Below are 18582 nucleotides of genomic sequence, written 5' to 3'. Positions count from 1 at the left end.
CGACCGGCCGTCGGGACGCGGCCGTACCACGGACCAGTGAGGACTGAAGAGCGAAGTGAGCAAACCCGTAGTACTCATCGCCGAAGAACTCTCCCCGGCCACGGTTGACGCCCTTGGCCCGGACTTCGAGATCCGGCACTGCAACGGAGCCGACCGCGCGGAACTGATCCCCGCCATCGCCGATGTCGACGCCATCCTGGTGCGCAGTGCCACCAAGGTGGACGCCGAGGCGATCGCCGCCGCCAGGCGGCTGAAGGTCATCGCCCGCGCGGGGGTCGGCCTGGACAACGTCGACGTCTCCGCCGCCACCAAGGCCGGCGTGATGGTCGTCAACGCGCCGACCTCCAACATCGTCACCGCCGCCGAACTGGCCTGCGGCCTGCTGATCTCCACCGCCCGCAACATCCCGCAGGCGAACACCGCCCTGAAGAACGGCGAGTGGAAGCGCAGCAAGTACACCGGCGTGGAGCTTTCCGAGAAGACCCTCGGTGTCGTCGGCCTCGGCCGTATCGGCGTCCTGGTCGCCCAGCGCATGTCGGCCTTCGGTATGAAGATCGTCGCGTACGACCCGTACGTGCAGCCCGCGCGCGCCGCCCAGATGGGCGTCAAGCTGCTCTCCCTGGACGAGCTGCTGGAGGTGTCGGACTTCATCACCGTCCACCTCCCCAAGACCCCCGAGACCCTCGGCCTGATCGGCGACGAGGCGCTGCACAAGGTCAAGCCCGAGGTGCGGATCGTCAACGCCGCGCGCGGCGGCATCGTCGACGAGGCGGCCCTGCTCTCGGCGCTGAAGGAGGGCCGGGTCGCCGGCGCCGGTCTGGACGTGTACACCTCCGAGCCGTGCACGGACTCCCCGCTGTTCGCCTTCGACAGCGTCGTGTGCACCCCCCACCTGGGCGCCTCCACCGGCGAGGCGCAGGAGAAGGCGGGTATCGCGGTCGCCAGGTCGGTGCGGCTGGCGCTGGCCGGCGAGCTGGTCCCGGACGCGGTCAACGTCCAGGGCGGCGTGATCGCCGAGGAGGTGCGGCCCGGACTGCCGCTGGCCGAGCGGCTGGGCCGGATCTTCACCGCGCTGGCCGGCGAGGTCGCCGTCCGCCTCGACGTCGAGGTCTACGGCGAGATCACCCAGCACGACGTCAAGGTGCTGGAGCTCTCCGCGCTCAAGGGCGTCTTCGAGGACGTGGTGGCCGAGACGGTCAGCTATGTCAACGCGCCGCTGTTCGCCCAGGAGCGAGGTGTGGAGATCCGGCTGACCACCAGCTCGGAGTCCCCGGAGCACCGCAACGTGGTGACCGTGCGCGGCACCCTGGGCAGCGGCGAGGAGGTCTCGGTCTCCGGCACCCTGTCCGGTCCCAAGCACCTGCAGAAGATCGTCGCGGTCGGCGAGTACGACGTCGACCTGGCGCTCGCCGAGTACATGGCGTTCCTGCGCTACACCGACCGCCCCGGTGTGGTCGGCACCATCGGCCGCATCCTGGGCGGGTCCGGCATCAACATCGCAGGCATGCAGGTCTCCCGCTCCGAGGAGGGCGGGGAGGCGCTGGTGGCCCTCACCGTCGACGGGCCCATCCCGGCCCCGGTGCTCACCGAGATCGCGGACGAGATCGGCGCCACCTCGGCCCGCTTCGTCAACCTGGAGGACTGACCACCGGACGGTCCGCCACGGCGGCCCCGGCACGGACATCCGTGCCGGGGCCGCCGCCTTGCCGCCGCCTCGGCCGACGCCCTTCCGCCGTCAGCTCTCCAGCAGCCGTACGGTCTTGAGCGCCATGTGCAGCAGCAGCCGGTCCTCGCCGTCGCCCAGGTCGAGGCCGGTGAGCCGTTCCACCCGCGACAGCCGGTAGTACAGCGTCTGCCGGTGAACGCCGAGCGCCGCCGCGGTGCGGCCCGCCTGCCCCGCGTGGTCGAGGAACACCTCCACGGTGCGGGCCAGCTCCCGGCGGCCGGGTTCCAGCAGGGCCCGGACCGCCGCGTCCGGCGGTCCGGCGGGCGTACCCGGGGAGGCCCCGGGCGGAGCGGCGAGTGCGGTCAGCATCCGGTAGGGCCCTATCCGGTCCCAGTGCGCGACCGGCCCGAGACGGCTCTCCGCCCGTGCGGCCCGGGCCGCGGCCAGCGCCTGCCGCCAGGCGCCGGGCACTCCGGCCAGCCCCGCGCAGGGCGCGCCGATCCCCGCCACCCTCCCGCTCCGGCCGGTGCCCCCGCTCCCGCCGTCCCGGCCGTCCCCGCCGCCACCTCCGCCACCTCCGCCGGTGTACGGCGTGCGCAGCAGCCGCTCGGCTGCCGCACCGGCCGGGTCGGGACCGCCGGGTGAGAGCAGCCGGACGAGAACGGCCAGCCCCTCGCCCGGCGGGTGCGGCCCCACTCCGGGCACCGCACAGGCCGCGACCGCGCCCGGCAGCGCGCCGGGGATCCCCCCGCCGGTACGGGCGTCCCGCTCCCGTCCGGCCCCGTCCCAGGGCAGCACGGCCACCACCGCCAGCGGCCCGGCCGCCACTTCGCCCAGTTCCCCGGCCAGTCCGGTCTCCGCCGCCGCCCGGTGCCCGCCGGCCGCGGTCAGCAGGGTGCGCAGCAGCCGGCCCAGCCGGGCGTCCACCCGTGACTCGGCGGCCAGGAGGGCGCCGACGCGATCGGCGGCGGCCCGTACGTCGGCCAGCCGGGGGTCGGTCAGCTCCAGCGCCCCGTCGTCCAGCAGCCAGATGTAGCCGAGAAGCACCCCGCCGTGCCGCACCGGCACACAGATCCGGCCCCGCAGCACACCGGCCGACGGATCGGGTGGAATCCGCACGGGCCCCACCGCGCGGGTGATGCCGAAGCTCTCGAACCAGGACCGTACCCGGGCGGTCGAGCGGCGCCGGAGGATCGAGCGGGCCCGGACCGGGTCCAGCAGCGGGTCCGCGCCCTCTCCGTCGCCGTCCTCCCCGCCCTTCCCGCCGTCGCTGTCGCCGCCGCCGTCCTCGCCACCGCCGTGGGCTCCGAAGGCGATCAGCGCGAAGTCGCGGTCCTCCAGGGTCGCGGGTGTGCCCAGGAGGGCGGTCACCTCGTCGACCAGTGTCTGGTAGTCCTCACGCATCCCCCGTGCCGCCTTCCGCTTCCCGGGCCGCCACGGCCGTGCTCCCCGTGGCCGCCGCGGACCCCACCATTGTCGTACAGATGTCTGAGATCCGGACCACGGATGCGTGACAGCTGTCGATGGCGGGCAACCGGAGCGTTCCCTAGGTTCGACGGTGACGGCGGGGAACCGCACCCGCCGGCCCGACAACCCCCGAGTACCGTCCGAGGAGGTGCCCCGTGCTGGGTCCCGTGCTCCTCGCGGCCGCCCGCAGCGACAGCATCCGCCGCGCCGTCTCGGCCGCGCCGGTCACCCGTCCCGTGGTGGACCGCTTCATCGCCGGAGAGCGCCTGGACCAGGCCATGGCGGCGGTCCGCTCACTCACCGCCCGGGGCCTGGAGGTGACCCTCGACCATCTGGGCGAGGACGTCACCGACCGCACCGAGGCCCTGCGCGCCCGTGACGCCTACCTGGCCCTGGCCGGGGCCCTGCGGGAGGCGGGGCTGGGGGCCCGGGTCGAGATGTCGGTGAAGCTCTCCGCCTTCGGCCAGGCCCTGCCGGGCGGCGACGACCTCGCCTACGCCAACGTCCTGCCGGTCGTCGAGGCCGCGGCGGAGGTCGGCACGACCGTCACCCTGGACATGGAGGACCACACCACGGCCGACTCCACCCTGGCGGTCCTGGCGCGGCTGCGCGAGCGCTTCCCCGCCACCGGCGCCGTGCTGCAGAGCTGCCTGCACCGCACCGAGGACGACTGCCGGGAACTGGCCGGCGAGGGCTCCCGGGTGCGCCTGGTGAAGGGCGCCTACCGCGAGCCCGCCGCCGTCGCCCGCCAGGACAAGCACGAGGTGGACCGGGCGTACGTCCGGTGCCTGCGGATCCTGATGGCGGGAAAGGGTTACCCGATGGTCGCCTCGCACGATCCGCGCATGGTGGCCGTCGCCCAGGAACTGGCCCGGCGAGCCGGCCGCAAGCCGGACGAGTACGAGTTCCAGATGCTGTACGGCATCCGCACCGCCGAACAGGAGCGGCTGGCCGCGGCCGGTCACCGGATGCGCGTGTACGTCCCCTACGGCACCGACTGGTACGGCTACTTCATGCGGCGGCTCGCCGAACGCCCCGCCAACCTGGCGTTCTTCCTGCGGTCGCTGGCCACCCGGAACTGAGCGCGACGGCCGAACGCACCACACGACCGACCCCGAAGGAGGAAACGGCCCATGGACGCCGTGACCCAGGTCCCCACGCCGGTGAACGAGCCGGTGCACACCTACGCACCCGGTTCGCCCGAACGAGCCCGCCTGGAGGCGAAGCTCAAGGAACTGTCCGCCGGCCCGGCCGACCTGCCGATGACCATCGGCGGGAAGCGGCGGATGGGCGGCGGCGAGCGCTTCGACGTCGTACAGCCCCACAACCACAAGGCGGTGCTCGGCACCGCCGCCCACGCCACCCGGCAGGACGCGCGGGAGGCGGTCGACGCCGCGCTCGCCGCGGCCCCGGTGTGGCGCTCGCTGTCCTTCGACGACCGGGCCGCGATCTTCCTGCGGGCCGCCGAACTGCTGGCCGGACCCTGGCGGGAGACGGTGGCCGCCGCCACCATGCTGGGCCAGTCCAAGACCGCGCAGCAGGCCGAGATCGACGCGCCCTGCGAACTGATCGACTTCTGGCGCTTCAACGTCCACTACGCCCGCCAGATCCTGGCCGAGCAGCCGGTCGCCAACTCCCCCGGAGTGTGGAACCGGCTGGACCACCGTCCGCTGGAGGGCTTCGTCTACGCGATCACGCCCTTCAACTTCACCGCCATCGCCGGCAACCTCCCCACCGCCCCGGCCCTGATGGGTAACGTGGTCCTGTGGAAGCCGTCCCCCACCCAGACGTTCGCCGCCGTGACGCTGATGCGGCTGCTGGAGGAGGCCGGCCTGCCGCCGGGGGTGATCAACCTGCTGACCGGCGACGGCCGGGAGGTCTCCGAGGTGGCGCTGGCCCACCCCGACCTGGCGGGCATCCACTTCACCGGTTCGACGAAGACCTTCCAGTACCTGTGGCGGACGGTCGGCGAGAACATCGCGACCTACAAGACCTATCCGCGGCTGGTCGGCGAGACCGGCGGCAAGGACTTCGTCGTCGCCCACCCCTCGGCCGACCCGGCGGTGCTGAAGACCGCGCTGACCCGCGGCGCCTTCGAGTACCAGGGCCAGAAGTGCTCGGCCGCCTCGCGCGCCTACGTGCCGCGCTCCCTCTGGGAGAGCGGCCTGCGCGACGAGTTCACCGCCGAGGTCGAGGGCCTGACCATGGGCGACGTCACCGATCTGGCGAACTTCATGGGCGCGGTCATCGACGAGCGGGCCTTCGCCAAGAACAAGGCGGCCATCGAACGGGCGAAGGCCGACCCGGCCTGCGAGATCGTGGCCGGCGGCAGCTGTGACGACAGTACCGGCTACTTCGTCCGCCCGACCGTGCTGACCTGCACCGACCCGGGCAGCGAGGTCTTCTGGCAGGAGTACTTCGGGCCGATCCTGGCGGTACACGTCTACGAGGACGGCGACTGGGCGGCGGTGCTGGAGCAGATGGAGTCGGTGGCCCCCTACGGCCTGACCGGCGCCGTCATCGCCCGGGACCGCGCCGCCGCGGCCCACGCCTGTGAGGCGCTGCGCTTCGCGGCGGGCAACTTCTACATCAACGACAAGCCCACCGGCGCCGTCGTCGGCCAGCAGCCCTTCGGCGGCGGCCGGGCCTCGGGCACCAACGACAAGGCGGGCTCCAAGCAGAACCTGACGCGCTGGACCTCCACCCGCGCCATCAAGGAGACCCTGGTCCCGCCGACCGACTACCGCTACCCGCACATGGGCTGAGTCACCACGGTACGGGTCCGGCCCCGGCGCGCAGGCGCCGGGGCCGGACGGGCATGCGGGCGCGCGGGTACCGCTCAGGAGCCGCGGAGCGGCCCGGTGATCGCCTCGCCGATCACGAAGCCCTTCGCCGCGCCCTCGGGGATCGCGACCTCGGTGCCGTACGGGACCCGGGTCTCGGCGGCGTAGACGGCCTCCTCGGGGGAGGGGGAGGTGAGCACGGTGACGGTGCCGTGGCCGTCGTGGTCGTCGATCAGGACGTAGACCGGCACCCCCGCCCGGGCGTACGCGCGACGCTTGTGCACCCGGTCGCGCTCGGCGGCGCGGTGACCGGGGGAGACCACCTCGACGGCCAGCCCGACGCAGGAGGCGTCCAGGCCGAGGCCGTCCTCGGTGACGTGCTCGGTGTCGTCCTCGGGGGCGACGAACAGGTCGGGGACGCAGACCGTCATCCCGTGGACGACGTTCATGTCCTGGTAGGCGACGTGGTCACCGTCGTCGAGGAACTTCTCCAGTGCCCGACGCAGGCGGTTGACGATCTGACCATGGCTGTGGCGGCCGGTGGGAGACACTTCGATGGACCCCTCGACGATCTCGGCGTGAAAGCCCTCGGGGAGTTCCATGCTCTTCCACGCCTGCCACAGTGCCTCGTCCAGGGTGTGGCCGGACAGGGCTTCCGAGTGCCCGGAGTCCTCGGGACGCTCCGGGTGCTCGTCGGCGGTCTCGACGGTCTCGGGCGCCTCGTGGGTGACAGCGGTCATGGTGCAGCACCTCCTCCTTGAAGTATGGGCGGGCTGGTGGTCGCCGTACAAGCGACGGCGACGACGCTGGGCGCCGGCCCGTCAAGCGGAACGTTTCGGCTGTTCCGGCCTCCTCCGAACGGGTGAAGTGGTCCGGGTCACAGTGGAGAAAGCGCAGCTCAGGGACGTCCCCGGAAGATCGCCGTCTCAGATAGTAGGAAGGCCAACTATTAGGTGGGACATCACAGCTTTCAGCCCTTACTTTGGTAGGAGCCGAACGTCTCGCTCCATCAGCGAATGGCGGATGAGCGCGGTGCCCCCTCGCAGGCGACCCCTGCCGCACCGGACGCCCCCGCCGCTTACGGCGCGCTGGACCTTTCCTCTTCCGGATCCTCCGGTGTCCCCGATCCCCCAGGGAGTCGACCATGGACGAGACCGCACGCCGCCGTGCCCGCCACCCCCGCGCCCACCGCAACGACACCGACCGCAAGAACGCCGCCGCCGCCCTCCAGCGGGCCCTGGACCGGCGCGACAACGGCGGTGCCCCCGGCCACTGACCGGAGGTGCGCCGCCCGTACGCCGGCCGGCCCCGACATGTTCCGCATCGTGGACGGTGCGTGTCATCTCCTGGGACGGCCGGTAGGGTCCCCCCCATGTCTCGCAGCATCAACCTCGCAGTGGTTCCCGGTGACGGCATCGGCCGGGAGGTCGTGGCCCAGGGGCTGAAAGTCCTCTCCGCCGTACTGCCGGGGGATGTGAAGCTGCGGACGGAGGAGTACGACCTCGGCGCGAAGCGCTGGCACGCGACGGGAGAGACCCTGCCGGACGCGGAGCTGGAGCGGCTGAGGACCCACGACGCGATCCTGCTCGGCGCGGTCGGCGACCCGTCGGTCCCCTCCGGGGTGCTGGAGCGCGGGCTGCTGCTCAAGCTGCGCTTCGCCTTCGACCACTACGTCAACCTGCGCCCCTCGAAGCTCTTCCCGAACACCGCGACCCCGCTCGCGGGCCGCCCCGAGATCGACTTCGTCGTCGTCCGGGAGGGCACCGAGGGCCCGTACACCGGCAACGGCGGCTCCCTGCGGACCGGTACCCCGGCCGAGGTGGCCACCGAGGTCAGCGTGAACACCGCCTACGGCGTCGAGCGCGTGGTGCGGGACGCCTACGAGCGCGCGAAGGCCCGGCCGCGGAAGAAGCTCACGCTGGTCCACAAGAACAACGTCCTAGTGTACGCCGGCCACCTGTGGAAGAACATCTTCGATCGGATCGGCCAGGAGTACCCGGAGGTCACCACCGACTACCTCCATGTGGACGCCGCGACGATCTTCCTCGTCACCCGGCCCGAGCGCTTCGACGTGATCGTCACCGACAACCTCTTCGGCGACATCATCACCGACCTCGCCGCCGCCGTCACCGGCGGCATCGGACTGGCCGCCTCCGGGAACATCAATCCCACCGGCGCCTTCCCGTCCATGTTCGAGCCGGTCCACGGCTCCGCGCCCGACATCGCCGGCACCGGCAAGGCCGACCCGACCGCGGCGGTCCTGTCCGTCGCGCTGATGCTGCGGCACCTCGGCCTCGACACCGAGGCCGCGCGGATCGAGGAAGCGGTCTCCGCCGACCTCGCGGAGCGCTCCGACCCCCGCACCACCGACGAGATCGGCGACGCTCTCGCCGTACGTGTAACCGGCTAGCGCCCCGCCGCACACCACCGGCCGGGCCCGCCAGTGCCCGGCCGCTGTGCTACTCGGCGGTTGGGTGCGACCATCTACCCCAGGGCCGCCCATCCGTGCCCGCCGCACGGCGCCTCGTTCCCCGACGTCTCCGGACACGGGTCCGCCGTCCGAGCGGAAACTCGGATGCCCTACTACCTGCGGAGCGCCGGACGTCCCGGCGCTGCGGGGGGCACGGGCGCGCGGTCCGCCAGGACACTTACGTGAAGGACGCGCTCACGATGACGACGCCCCGTATCGAATTCGACCTCAAGCCCTCCGCGCACCTGACGCCCGACGCGGAGCGCGAGGCGGTGCTCGCCGATCCCGGCTTCGGCCGGCACTTCACCGATCACATGATCACGATCCGCTGGACCGAGGGCCGCGGCTGGCACGACGCGCAGCTCCAGCCGTACGCCCCGCTCCAGATGGACCCGGCGAACATGACGCTGCACTACTCCCAGACGATCTTCGAAGGGCTGAAGGCGTACCGCCAGGCCGACGGCTCGGTCGCGCTCTTCCGCCCGGACTCCAACGCCGAGCGCTTCAGGCGGTCCGCGCGCCGCATGGCGATGCCCGAGCTGCCGGTGGAGGCCTTCATCGAGGCGTGCGACCTGCTGGTGCGGCAGGACCGGGCGTGGGTGCCCGGCGAGGGGGAGCAGTCGCTGTACCTGCGGCCCTTCATGTTCGCCACGGAGGTCGGACTCGGCGTCAGGCCCGCCGACGAGTACCTGTTCATGGTGATCGCCTCGCCCGCGGGCGCGTACTTCCCCAGTGGCGTCAAGCCGGTCTCGGTGTGGCTGTCGCAGGAGTACGTGCGTGCCGCTCCCGGCGGCACGGGGGAGGCGAAGACGGGCGGCAACTACGCCGCGTCCCTCCTCGCCCAGGCCGAGGCCGCCGAGCACGGCTGTGCCCAGGTGGTGTACCTGGACGCCGTGGAGCGCCGCTGGATCGAGGAGGTGGGCGGCATGAACCTGTACTTCGTGTCCGGCTCGGGCGGGGACGCCACCATCGTCACCCCCAAACTGACCGGCACCCTGCTGGCCGGCATCACCCGCGACTCGCTGCTGAGCATCGCCTCCGACCTGGGCTACCGCACCGAGGAGCGGCTCATCTCCGCCGAGGAGTGGCGCGAGGGCAACGCCGACGGCTCGATCAGCGAGGTGTTCGCCTGCGGCACCGCGGCCGTCATCACCCCCGTCGGTTCGGTGAAGTCCGCGCACGCGGAGTGGACCGTCGGCGACGGCGAGCCCGGTGAGATCACGATGCGGCTGCGGGAGGCGCTGCTCGCCGTCCAGACCGGCCGCGCGGCGGACCCGCACGGCTGGATGCACCGGCTGGGCTGAGCGCCGCCGCGCGCCGCCCGGGGTGTCCTGGCCCCGGGGGGGGCGGTCGGCGGCCCGGCCGCCGACCGCCCCCCCGGGTTCGGGTTTCCACATGGTGAGACCGCTTCCCGCCCGGCCCGCATCCGTGCCAGACTGCGTCCATGCCTTCGTCCGCCATGATTATTGGCAGCAGGCGCGCCGGTCCGCAGTGACCGCCTCCGTACTACCCAGTGCGGTCGCGGACACCGTGTCCCAGACCCGCGCGCAGACCTCTCGCACCCGCGAGGGGTTTTTTCGTTTTCCGGCCCCATCCGGCCGGGACGAGGGCGTGAGGGATGATGGGGACAAGTGGAGCCGAACCTTCCGGAACTTCACTCATCCGACAGGAGCCAGACCAGCATGACCGAGACCGCGGACGCCCAGCACTCCGGCGACGCGTCACACGTCAGTGACGCGTTCCACGTCTTCGACACCACGCTCCGCGACGGGGCGCAGCGGGAGGGGATCAACCTCTCCGTCACGGACAAGCTGACCATCGCCCGTCATCTGGAGGACTTCGGCGTCGGCTTCATCGAGGGCGGCTGGCCCGGTGCCAACCCCAGGGACACCGAGTTCTTCCGGCGCGCCCGGGAGGAGATCGACTTCCGGCACGCCCGGCTGGTGGCCTTCGGCGCCACCCGGCGGGCCGGGATCGCCGCCGCGGAGGACCCGCAGGTACAGGCCCTGCTGGAGTCGCAGGCGCCGGTGGTCACCCTGGTGGCCAAGTCGCACGACCGTCATGTGGAGCTGGCGCTGCGCACCACGCTGGAGGAGAACCTGGCGATGGTCCGCGACACCGTGGAGCACCTGCGCGCGGCCGGACGCCGGGTCTTCGTCGACTGCGAGCACTTCTTCGACGGCTACCTGGCCAATCCCGAGTACGCCACATGGGTGGTGCGCACCGCCCACGAAGCGGGCGCGGACGTGGTGGTGCTGTGCGACACCAACGGCGGCATGCTCCCCGCCCAGGTCCAGGCCGTGGTGCGGACCGTGCGCACCGACACCGGCGCCAGGCTGGGCATCCACGCGCAGGACGACACCGGCTGCGCGGTGGCCAACACCCTCGCCGCGGTGGACGCGGGCGCCACCCACGTGCAGTGCACCGCCAACGGCTACGGCGAGCGGGTGGGCAACGCCAACCTCTTCTCCGTGGTGGCCGCCCTCCAGCTCAAGTACGGCATGGCCGTCCTGCCCGAGGGCAGGCTGCGCGAGATGACCCGCGTCTCCCACGCCATCGCGGAGGTCGTCAACCTCACCCCCGACACCCACCAGCCGTACGTGGGCGTGTCCGCCTTCGCGCACAAGGCCGGGCTGCACGCCTCCGCCATCAAGGTGGACCCCGACCTCTACCAGCACATCGACCCCGAACTGGTCGGCAACCGGCTGCGGATGCTGGTCTCCGACATGGCCGGCCGCGCCTCCATCGAGCTCAAGGGCAAGGAGCTGGGGATCGACCTGAGCGGGGACCGCGAGCTGGTCGGCCGGATCGTGGCGCGGGTCAAGGAGCGCGAGCTGCGGGGCTACAGCTACGAGGCGGCCGACGCGTCCTTCGAGCTGTTGCTGCGCCAGGAACTGCTGCGGGAGGAGACGGAGGAACAGCCGCGGAGCTTCTTCACCACCGAGTCCTGGCGCGCCATCGTGGAGAACCGGCCCGACGGCTCCCACGCCAACGAGGCGACCGTGAAACTGTGGGCCAAGGGCGAGCGCACCGTCTCCACCGCCGAGGGCAACGGCCCCGTCAACGCCCTGGACCGGGCGCTGCGGCTGGCCCTGGAGCGGATCTACCCCGAACTCGCCCAGATGGAGCTGGTGGACTACAAGGTCCGCATCCTGGCGGGCACCCACGGCACCGAGTCCACCACCCGGGTGCTGGTCACCACCGGCGACGGCAGGGAGGAATGGTCCACCGTCGGGGTCGCCGACAACGTCATCGCCGCCTCCTGGCACGCCCTCGTCGACGCCTACACCTACGGGCTGCTGCGGGCCGGAGTGGAGCCCCTGGGCTGAGCGACCGTCACGGCAGCTCGGCCGCACGTTCGGAACGCACTCGTCGCGCACTGTGGGAACCTCACAGTGCGCGACGCCGAAACTCGGAGTCTTCCCTGGTGTACGTGGCATCCGAGGTGCAGTTCTGTCCAGCGTGGCCATGAATCCCGGGCGGAGACTGTACGAATCTGACGACGGTGAATGGCGGGGCTGTTTCGTAGGGTCTGTACATGACCGATCTGTCCCAGGAACCGACCGCGGCGGGTGACACCCGCGGCCGGGTGGCGGAGTTGCACGCGATCCGTGAGCAGGTACGGCGCGGCCCGAGCGAGCGGGCGACCGAGGCCCAGCACGCGAAGGGCAAACTGACGGCGCGTGAGCGGATCGGGCTGCTGCTGGATCCGGACTCGTTCCGGGAGGTGGAGCCGCTGCGGCGGCACCGGGCGACCGGGTTCGGCCTGGAGGGGAAGAAGCCGTACACCGACGGCGTGGTCACCGGCTGGGGGACGGTGGAGGGGCGGACGGTGTTCGTCTACGCCCATGACTTCCGGATCTTCGGCGGTGCGCTGGGGGAGGCGCACGCGGCGAAGATCCACAAAATCATGGACATGGCCATCGCGGCGGGCGCGCCCCTGGTGTCGCTGAACGACGGGGCCGGGGCGCGCATCCAGGAAGGCGTGGTGGCGCTGGCCGGCTACGGCGGCATCTTCCAGCGCAACACCAAGGCCAGTGGGGTGATTCCGCAGATCAGTGTGATGCTGGGGCCCTGCGCGGGCGGCGCCGCCTACTCCCCGGCGCTGACCGACTTCGTCTTCATGGTCCGCGAGACCGCGCAGATGTTCATCACCGGTCCGGACGTGGTCAAGGCGGTCACCGGGGAGGAGATCTCCCAGAACGGGCTGGGCGGCGCGGAGGTGCACGCCGCGACCTCGGGGGTGGCGCACTTCGCCTACGACGACGAGGCCACCTGCCTGGAGGAGGTGCGCTACCTGCTGTCGATGCTCCCGGCGAACAACCGGGAGAACCCGCCGGCCGCCCAGAGCGCCGATCCGGCCGGCCGGCGGTGCGAGGCGCTGCTGGACCTGGTGCCGGCGGACGGCAACCGCCCCTACGACATGCGGGCGGTGATCGAGGAGATCGTCGACGACGGCGAGGTGCTGGAGGTCCACGAGCGGTGGGCCACCAACATCCTGTGCGTGCTGGCGCGGCTGGACGGCCAGGTGGTGGGGATCGTGGCGAACCAGCCCAGCGTCCTGGCCGGGGTGCTGGACATCGAGGCCAGCGAGAAGGCCGCCCGGTTCGTGCAGATGTGCGACGCGTTCAACATCCCGATCGTCACGCTGCTGGACGTTCCCGGCTTCCTGCCGGGGGTGGACCAGGAGCACGGCGGCATCATCCGGCACGGGGCGAAACTGCTGTACGCCTACTGCAACGCCACCGTGCCGCGCGTCTCGGTGGTGCTGCGCAAGGCCTACGGCGGCGCCTACATCGTGATGGACTCCCAGTCCATCGGCGCGGACGTCACCTACGCCTGGCCGACGAACGAGATCGCGGTGATGGGCGCCGAGGGCGCGGCCAACGTGATCTTCCGCCGGCGGATCGCCGCGGCCGACGACCCCGACGAGACGCGGGCGGAGCTGGTCAAGGAGTACAAGGCCGAGCTGATGCACCCCTACTACGCGGCCGAGCGCGGTCTGGTCGACGACGTCATCGACCCGGCCGACACCCGCACCGTGCTCGTGGACACCCTGGCGATGCTGCGGAACAAGCACGCCGATCTGCCCGCCCGCAAGCACGGCAACCCGCCGCAGTAGAGCGCCGACCACCCCCGGGGCCGCCGATGACCCGCGGTTTCCCGAACGCCCCTTCCCGTCCCCGTTCAGAGGCCGTCGGGCCGATCGTGTTGGAGAGTGTGCTGTGAGTACTTCCGCTGCCGGAACCACCGGTGTGGTCCGTGTCGAGAAGGGACATGCCTCCGAGGAGGAACTCGCCGCGGTCACCGCGCTGCTGCTGGCCCGCGCCGCCGCGGCCGGTACCGGCCCCGCCGCCGGCCCGCGCCGCGCTCCGGCTCGCTGGCGCCGGCTGGAGCGCGGTCTCGGCTACCGCGCCCCCCACAGCTGGCAGGGCTGATCCGCCCCGGCCCCCGTACACGCCTCCGGCCCCGCCTCCCCGGAAAGGGAGACGGGGCCGGAGCGGTCCACCGCGTTCAGCCGGCGGGGGCGTCCACCAGAACGGTCCGCCGCGGGTTGGCGGTCTGGGGCGGCAGAGCTGCCTCCGCGTCCTGCGCGCCCGCCCGCTCGACCTGGGGCACCGGGGTGAGTTCGTCGGCGTTCTCCAGGTGGACCAGGGTGGTTCGCTGCGGGTTGGCAACATTGCGCATGATCATCGTCGTCTTCACGGACTCTGCCCCGTTCGCCTTCTTGTCGTTCACCGCTGCTGTGTAAAGCTGAGCGTAAGGGTCCCTGTTCCCCGCCAGGGATGACTCAGGTAACGATCCGTCTGTGATTTTACTCACGAATCACCGGGCAAAAGCCGCATATCACCCCGCCGTACCCGGGTTGGCCAATCGCCAAACAAGTGACTAATCGGGCATAACACCCTCTGATGGCGCTACCGGGGCAGCGGGTGCCCCCCGCGCTCCCCCGGGGGACTAGCTGCCAAAAGTCCGCAATGGGGGTGTCGTCCCGCACCCTCAGCAACGCCCCGCCTGCACAGAGTCACGCATGTCACAGCCTTATCCACGGCCCTTGTTGGAGATCCTGCACTGTGCTGGAATTCCACGGACCGCCGCAGACGAGCCGGCGCGCAGGGGGCGCAGAGGGAGCGCCGCGCGGTGGTGACTTGAGGGTGCGCCGGTCACTCACGACCGTCAGGGGGGTCCTTCCGGACCTTCCCGACTCGATACCGTTCCGCCGTTCGCGGGGGGACGCCTGGTCCAGAGGTTGCGACGCTAGTGCAGGGACGTTTCAAGAGGGATGACAGCGCTGTGGGGGACCCGGAGCTGCGTGGTGCGAGCGACCGCGGCTCCTCTCCCCAGCGCGCCCAGGAGAGCGGTGGCCGGGAGCAGGCCCTCGACACCGACGGAGGTATGCGTCCGAACGCGCAGCCGGACGGCCGGCCCGACGGGGGGAAGCCCAACGGGCCCGTTTCGACGGGCTCCCGTCTCGCCCTGCGCAACTGGAGCATCAACACCCGTCTGGTGTCGCTGCTGGCTCTCCCGGTCGTGGCGGCCACCTCGCTGGGCGCGCTGCGCATCAACAGTTCGCTGACCGAGGTCGAGCAGCTCGACAGCATGAAGCTGCTCACGGAGATGACCGAGCACGCCACCGAGCTGGCGGCGGCCCTCCAGGAGGAGCGGGACAACTCGGCAGGTCCGCTGACCGGCACCGGCAATCCCAAGGACGAGGCAGTCGTCGGGCCGCGCGAGGAGACCGACCAGGTCAAGGTGGCCTTCTTCGACGCCGCCGGCCAGATCGCCGACGCCGAGGACGACACGCTCTCCGGCGTCCGGGCGACGGTCACCGAGGTCAACCGGCAGCTCAACAGGCTCAAGACCATCCGGGACCGGGCGTACGAGAACCCGAACAACGTCTCCCAGACGGTCAACGACTACAACCAGCTGATCGATTCGCTGCTGAACCTGTCGCAGGACATGGCGCAGGCCACCAGCAACCCGGAGATGATCAAGAGCACCCGCGCGCTGGCCGCGTTCTCCTCCGCCAAGGAGTACGCCTCCATGCAGCGCGCGATCATCAGCGCCGGCCTGGCCCACGAGGACGGCCCGAAGCTCTCGGAGAACGACCACCTCTTCCTCCGGAGCGCCTGGGAGTCCGAGAGCGCTGCCCGTAAGCGCTTCACCGAGATCTACGGCGGCGGCGAGGCGGCCGAACTCACCAAGCCGCTCGACGAGGGCATCGTCAACATCACCTCGGCCGACCAGTACGCCGAGCGCGTGGTGAAGGACCGCGAGGGCATCTCACGCGAGAACCGCTCGTACCTGGACTGGTTCGACCAGGACCGGGTCAAGATCGAGCAGATGAGCAAGATCGAGGAATCCCTGCTCACCCAGATGGACGAGCAGGCACGCCGACTGCGGGCGGACGCCCAGCAGGCGGCCTTCGTCAACGGCGTCCTCGTCCTGCTCGTGCTCGGCATCTCGCTGGTCGGCGCGTTCGTCGTGGCCCGCTCCATGGTCCGCTCGCTCCGCCGACTGCAGGACACCGCGCAGGAAGTGGCCCACCGCAGGCTGCCCGAGCTGGTCAAGCAGCTCTCCGAGGCCGACCCGCAGGACGTGGACACCTCCGTGAAGTCCGTCGGTGTGCACAGCCGGGACGAGATCGGCCGGGTGGCCGCGGCGTTCGACGACGTCCACCGGGAGGCGGTCCGCCTCGCCGCCGAGCAGGCGCTGCTGCGGGGGAACGTCAACGCGATGTTCACCAACCTCTCGCGCCGCAGCCAGGGCCTGATCCAGCGCCAGCTGTCGCTGATCTCCGAACTGGAGTCCCGCGAGGCCGACCCGGACCAGCTCTCCTCGCTGTTCAAGCTGGACCACCTGGCGACCCGTATGCGCCGCAACGGCGAGAACCTGCTGGTTCTCGCCGGTGAGGAGCCCGGCCGCCGCTGGACGCGCCCGGTGCCGCTAGTGGACGTGCTGCGCGCCGCCGCGTCCGAGGTGGAGCAGTACGAGCGCATCGAGCTGAGCTCCGTGCCCACCACCGAGGTCGCCGGCCGGATCGTCAACGACCTGGTGCACCTGCTGGCCGAGCTGCTGGAGAACGCCACCTCGTTCTCCTCCCCGCAGACCAAGGTCAAGGTCACCGGCCACGCCCTGCCCGACGGCCGGGTACTGGTCGAGATCCACGACACCGGCATCGGGCTGTCGCCCGAGGACCTGGCGGCGATCAACGAGCGGCTGGCCAACCCGCCGACGGTCGACGTCTCGGTCTCCCGCCGCATGGGCCTGTTCGTGGTCGGCCGCCTCTCCCTGCGGCACGGCATCCGCATCCAGCTGCGCCCCTCCGACTCCGGCGGTACGACCGCGCTGGTCATGCTCCCGGTCGACGTCACCCAGCGCGACGGACAGCCGAAGAAGCCCGGAGCCGGTGCCGACAACGGCCAGGGCGCCGCTCCGTCCGCCACGCTCCGGCGCGAGCCGCAGAGCGGCGGCGGAACCCCGCCCGGCACCAGCAGGCTCGGTGGATTGCCCACCCGCAACCAGGTCCAGGGCGGCTCCTCGCGTGCGGCCCTGCCGGGTGGTGGCGCTCCGGCGGACGGCGGGTTCGGCGCTCCGCCCCGTCCCGCCGGCCCTCCCGGACAGCCCGGACAGCACGGACAGCCTCCCCGGCACAGGGCGGGCTCCCCGGCGGCGGGCGCGGGTGCCGTGAACGCCTTCGGTGCCGAGGCGCGCCCCGAGCCTTCCGCGAACCGCTTCCCGCAGCGTGACGGCGTCCCCGCGGGCGAGCTGCCCCCCGGATCGGACGGTCGACGCCCGAGCTGGGCCGACGGACCGCGTGACCGGATGCCCGGTCCGCACCAGGTCTCCGACACGCCGCGCGGTCATGAGGAGGCCGGGGCCACCGGGGAGTACGCCCGTCCCGACCGGGGTGATGCGTACCAGCAGTCCGCCGGTCTCGAGGAGACGGCGCAGTTCCCGCGGCTGGAACCGAACGCCGGTCCGCAGGACACGGGGCAGTTCCCGCGTCCGCAGGGTCCGCAGGACACGGGGCAGTTCCCGCGTCCGCAGGGTCCGCAGGACACGGGGCAGTTCCCGCGTCCGCAGGGTCCGCAGGACACGGGGCAGTTCCCGCGTCCGCAGGCGTCCGCACCCCAGCCGACGGGGCAGTACACCCAGCCGGGTTTCCCCGCCCCCCAGAACGGTGCCGGTTACGAGCTGCCCGGCAGCTCGGCGGCCGCCGTCGGCTCGAACGAGCGGACCCCGATCTTCGAGTCGGTCGAGAGCAACTGGTTCAATTCCAGGCGAGCCGCTCAGGAGGCCGCGTCCTCCGCGCCCCCCACGGGCGATTCCCGCTTCGCGGGAGCGCCTCGGCACCAGCCGGAGACCGGAGGTCCCGCCCCGGCCGCTCCCGCACCCTCCGCACCGGCTCCGCAGCCGCCGCGCAGGGAGCCCGCCACCGGTGGTGAGCGCAGCACCGGCGGTGCGGGTGCCGGCGGCTGGCAGGACAGCCCGAACGACGAGCGCTGGCGCCGCGCCGAGCAGCTCCGGCAGCCCGCCTCGGGCGGAGTCACCACTTCCGGGCTGCCGCGCCGTGTACCGCGTGCCAACCTGGTCGCGGGTACCGCACAGCAGCGGCAGACCGCGCCGGCCGGCCCGCAGGTCTCGCGGGCGCCCGCCGACGTCCGCGGCCGACTGACCAATCTCCGCCGGGGCATCCAGCAGGGTCGACAGGCCGGAAACGGCCAGGCCAGCGGCAGCCGCGGTACAGGCCCCACCTACCAGCAGGAGCGTTAGTTGAGTCCGATGAGCCAGGCGGCGCAGAACCTGAACTGGTTGATCACCAACTTCGTGGACAACACCCCGGGGGTGTCGCACACGGTGGTGGTCTCCGCCGACGGCCTCCTTCTGGCCATGTCCGAGGGGTTCCCGCGGGACCGTGCCGATCAGTTGGCGGCGGTCGCGTCGGGGCTGACCTCGCTGACCGCTGGTGCGTCGCGCATCTTCGAGGGGGGTGCGGTGAATCAGACGGTGGTGGAGATGGAGCGTGGGTTCCTTTTCATCATGTCGATCTCCGACGGTTCCTCGCTGGCGGTGCTGGCCCATCCGGACGCGGACATCGGTCTGGTGGGTTATGAGATGGCGCTGCTGGTGGATCGCGCGGGTACGGTGCTGACCCCGGACCTCCGTGCCGAACTGCAAGGCAGTCTTCTCAA

The 18582-nt window shown here is 71.8% G+C and carries 14 protein-coding genes; 11 read left to right on the top strand and 3 right to left on the bottom strand.

All coding sequences use genetic code 11. The features are described from left to right. The first annotated feature begins 55 nt into the window (after positions 1–55). A complete protein-coding gene (gene serA / locus CUT44_RS18920) occupies positions 56–1645 on the top strand; it encodes a phosphoglycerate dehydrogenase (RefSeq protein ID WP_100203081.1) in 1590 nt (529 codons plus the stop codon). 90 nt (positions 1646–1735) lie between these two features. Here the strand turns inward: serA and CUT44_RS18915 are convergent, their stop codons facing one another. Next, the gene (locus CUT44_RS18915; RefSeq protein ID WP_100203080.1) at positions 1736–3070 is read right to left on the bottom strand and encodes a PucR family transcriptional regulator; all 1335 of its coding nucleotides are present in this window, start codon (positions 3068–3070) and stop codon (positions 1736–1738) included. A gap of 218 nt (positions 3071–3288) precedes the next feature. Here CUT44_RS18915 and CUT44_RS18910 point away from each other — a divergent pair, with 218 nt between their 5' ends. Together CUT44_RS18910 and pruA are read left to right on the top strand one after the other, a co-directional pair. After that, complete coding sequence (locus CUT44_RS18910; protein ID WP_100203079.1) at positions 3289–4215, top strand: proline dehydrogenase family protein; 927 nt, start codon at positions 3289–3291, stop codon at positions 4213–4215. Between the two features lie 51 nt (positions 4216–4266). Continuing rightward, entirely contained in the window at positions 4267–5898 is a 1632-nt protein-coding gene (gene pruA, locus CUT44_RS18905; protein WP_100203078.1) for an L-glutamate gamma-semialdehyde dehydrogenase, read from the top strand. Positions 5899–5972: 74 nt separating this feature from the next. Here pruA and CUT44_RS18900 read toward each other — a convergent pair whose 3' ends face one another. Continuing rightward, positions 5973–6656: a Uma2 family endonuclease gene (locus tag CUT44_RS18900; protein WP_100203077.1), complete on the bottom strand. Its 684-nt coding sequence runs from the start codon at positions 6654–6656 to the stop codon at positions 5973–5975. 404 nt (positions 6657–7060) lie between these two features. Between CUT44_RS18900 and CUT44_RS34565 the strand changes: the two genes are divergently transcribed. The 6 genes from CUT44_RS34565 (at position 7061) to CUT44_RS18870 (ending at position 13824) form a co-directional block, all read left to right on the top strand. Next, complete coding sequence (locus tag CUT44_RS34565) at positions 7061–7192, top strand: hypothetical protein (protein WP_100203076.1); 132 nt, start codon at positions 7061–7063, stop codon at positions 7190–7192. A gap of 96 nt (positions 7193–7288) precedes the next feature. Then, entirely contained in the window at positions 7289–8326 is a 1038-nt protein-coding gene (locus CUT44_RS18890; RefSeq protein ID WP_100203075.1) for a 3-isopropylmalate dehydrogenase, read from the top strand. A gap of 260 nt (positions 8327–8586) precedes the next feature. Continuing rightward, positions 8587–9690 carry a branched-chain amino acid aminotransferase gene (locus CUT44_RS18885; protein ID WP_100203404.1) on the top strand — a complete coding sequence of 368 codons (1104 nt, stop codon included), beginning with the start codon at positions 8587–8589 and terminating at the stop codon, positions 9688–9690. 378 nt (positions 9691–10068) lie between these two features. Next, positions 10069–11715 carry a citramalate synthase gene (cimA, locus tag CUT44_RS18880; protein ID WP_100203074.1) on the top strand — a complete coding sequence of 549 codons (1647 nt, stop codon included), beginning with the start codon at positions 10069–10071 and terminating at the stop codon, positions 11713–11715. A gap of 209 nt (positions 11716–11924) precedes the next feature. Then, positions 11925–13508, top strand: a complete 1584-nt coding sequence (locus CUT44_RS18875; protein WP_100203073.1) for an acyl-CoA carboxylase subunit beta — start codon at positions 11925–11927, stop codon at positions 13506–13508. Positions 13509–13611: 103 nt separating this feature from the next. Beyond that, a complete protein-coding gene (locus CUT44_RS18870) occupies positions 13612–13824 on the top strand; it encodes an acyl-CoA carboxylase epsilon subunit (RefSeq protein WP_100203072.1) in 213 nt (70 codons plus the stop codon). 76 nt (positions 13825–13900) lie between these two features. Here the strand turns inward: CUT44_RS18870 and CUT44_RS18865 are convergent, their stop codons facing one another. Next, positions 13901–14092 (bottom strand): hypothetical protein, encoded by a 192-nt coding sequence (locus CUT44_RS18865; RefSeq protein ID WP_100203403.1) that lies wholly within the window; start codon positions 14090–14092, stop codon positions 13901–13903. Positions 14093–14647: 555 nt separating this feature from the next. Between CUT44_RS18865 and CUT44_RS18860 the strand changes: the two genes are divergently transcribed. Both CUT44_RS18860 and CUT44_RS18855 read left to right on the top strand, forming a co-directional pair. Next, on the top strand, positions 14648–18163 hold the full coding sequence (locus tag CUT44_RS18860; RefSeq protein WP_100203071.1) for a sensor histidine kinase: 3516 nt from the start codon (positions 14648–14650) through the stop codon (positions 18161–18163). Positions 18164–18172: 9 nt separating this feature from the next. Continuing rightward, a partial coding sequence (locus tag CUT44_RS18855; protein ID WP_100201590.1) for a roadblock/LC7 domain-containing protein occupies positions 18173–18582 on the top strand: 410 nt, incomplete at its 3' end.

The sequence above is a fragment of the Streptomyces carminius genome (assembly GCF_002794255.1).
In the GTDB taxonomy this organism is placed as follows: domain Bacteria; phylum Actinomycetota; class Actinomycetes; order Streptomycetales; family Streptomycetaceae; genus Streptomyces; species Streptomyces carminius.
The sequence above is the reverse complement of the archived record's forward strand: the minus strand, read 5'-3'. Positions and strand labels throughout refer to the sequence as shown.

Excerpts from the sequence above, each read along its gene's own strand:
- CUT44_RS18915 (WP_100203080.1), bottom strand. The coding sequence starts at position 3,070 with ATGCGTGAGGACTACCAGACACTGGTCGACGAGGTGACCGCCCTCCTG.
- pruA (WP_100203078.1), top strand. The coding sequence starts at position 4,267 with ATGGACGCCGTGACCCAGGTCCCCACGCCGGTGAACGAGCCGGTGCAC.
- CUT44_RS18900 (WP_100203077.1), bottom strand. The coding sequence starts at position 6,656 with ATGACCGCTGTCACCCACGAGGCGCCCGAGACCGTCGAGACCGCCGAC.
- CUT44_RS34565 (WP_100203076.1), top strand. The coding sequence starts at position 7,061 with ATGGACGAGACCGCACGCCGCCGTGCCCGCCACCCCCGCGCCCACCGC.
- CUT44_RS18890 (WP_100203075.1), top strand. The coding sequence starts at position 7,289 with ATGTCTCGCAGCATCAACCTCGCAGTGGTTCCCGGTGACGGCATCGGC.
- CUT44_RS18885 (WP_100203404.1), top strand. The coding sequence starts at position 8,587 with ATGACGACGCCCCGTATCGAATTCGACCTCAAGCCCTCCGCGCACCTG.
- cimA (WP_100203074.1), top strand. The coding sequence starts at position 10,069 with ATGACCGAGACCGCGGACGCCCAGCACTCCGGCGACGCGTCACACGTC.
- CUT44_RS18875 (WP_100203073.1), top strand. The coding sequence starts at position 11,925 with ATGACCGATCTGTCCCAGGAACCGACCGCGGCGGGTGACACCCGCGGC.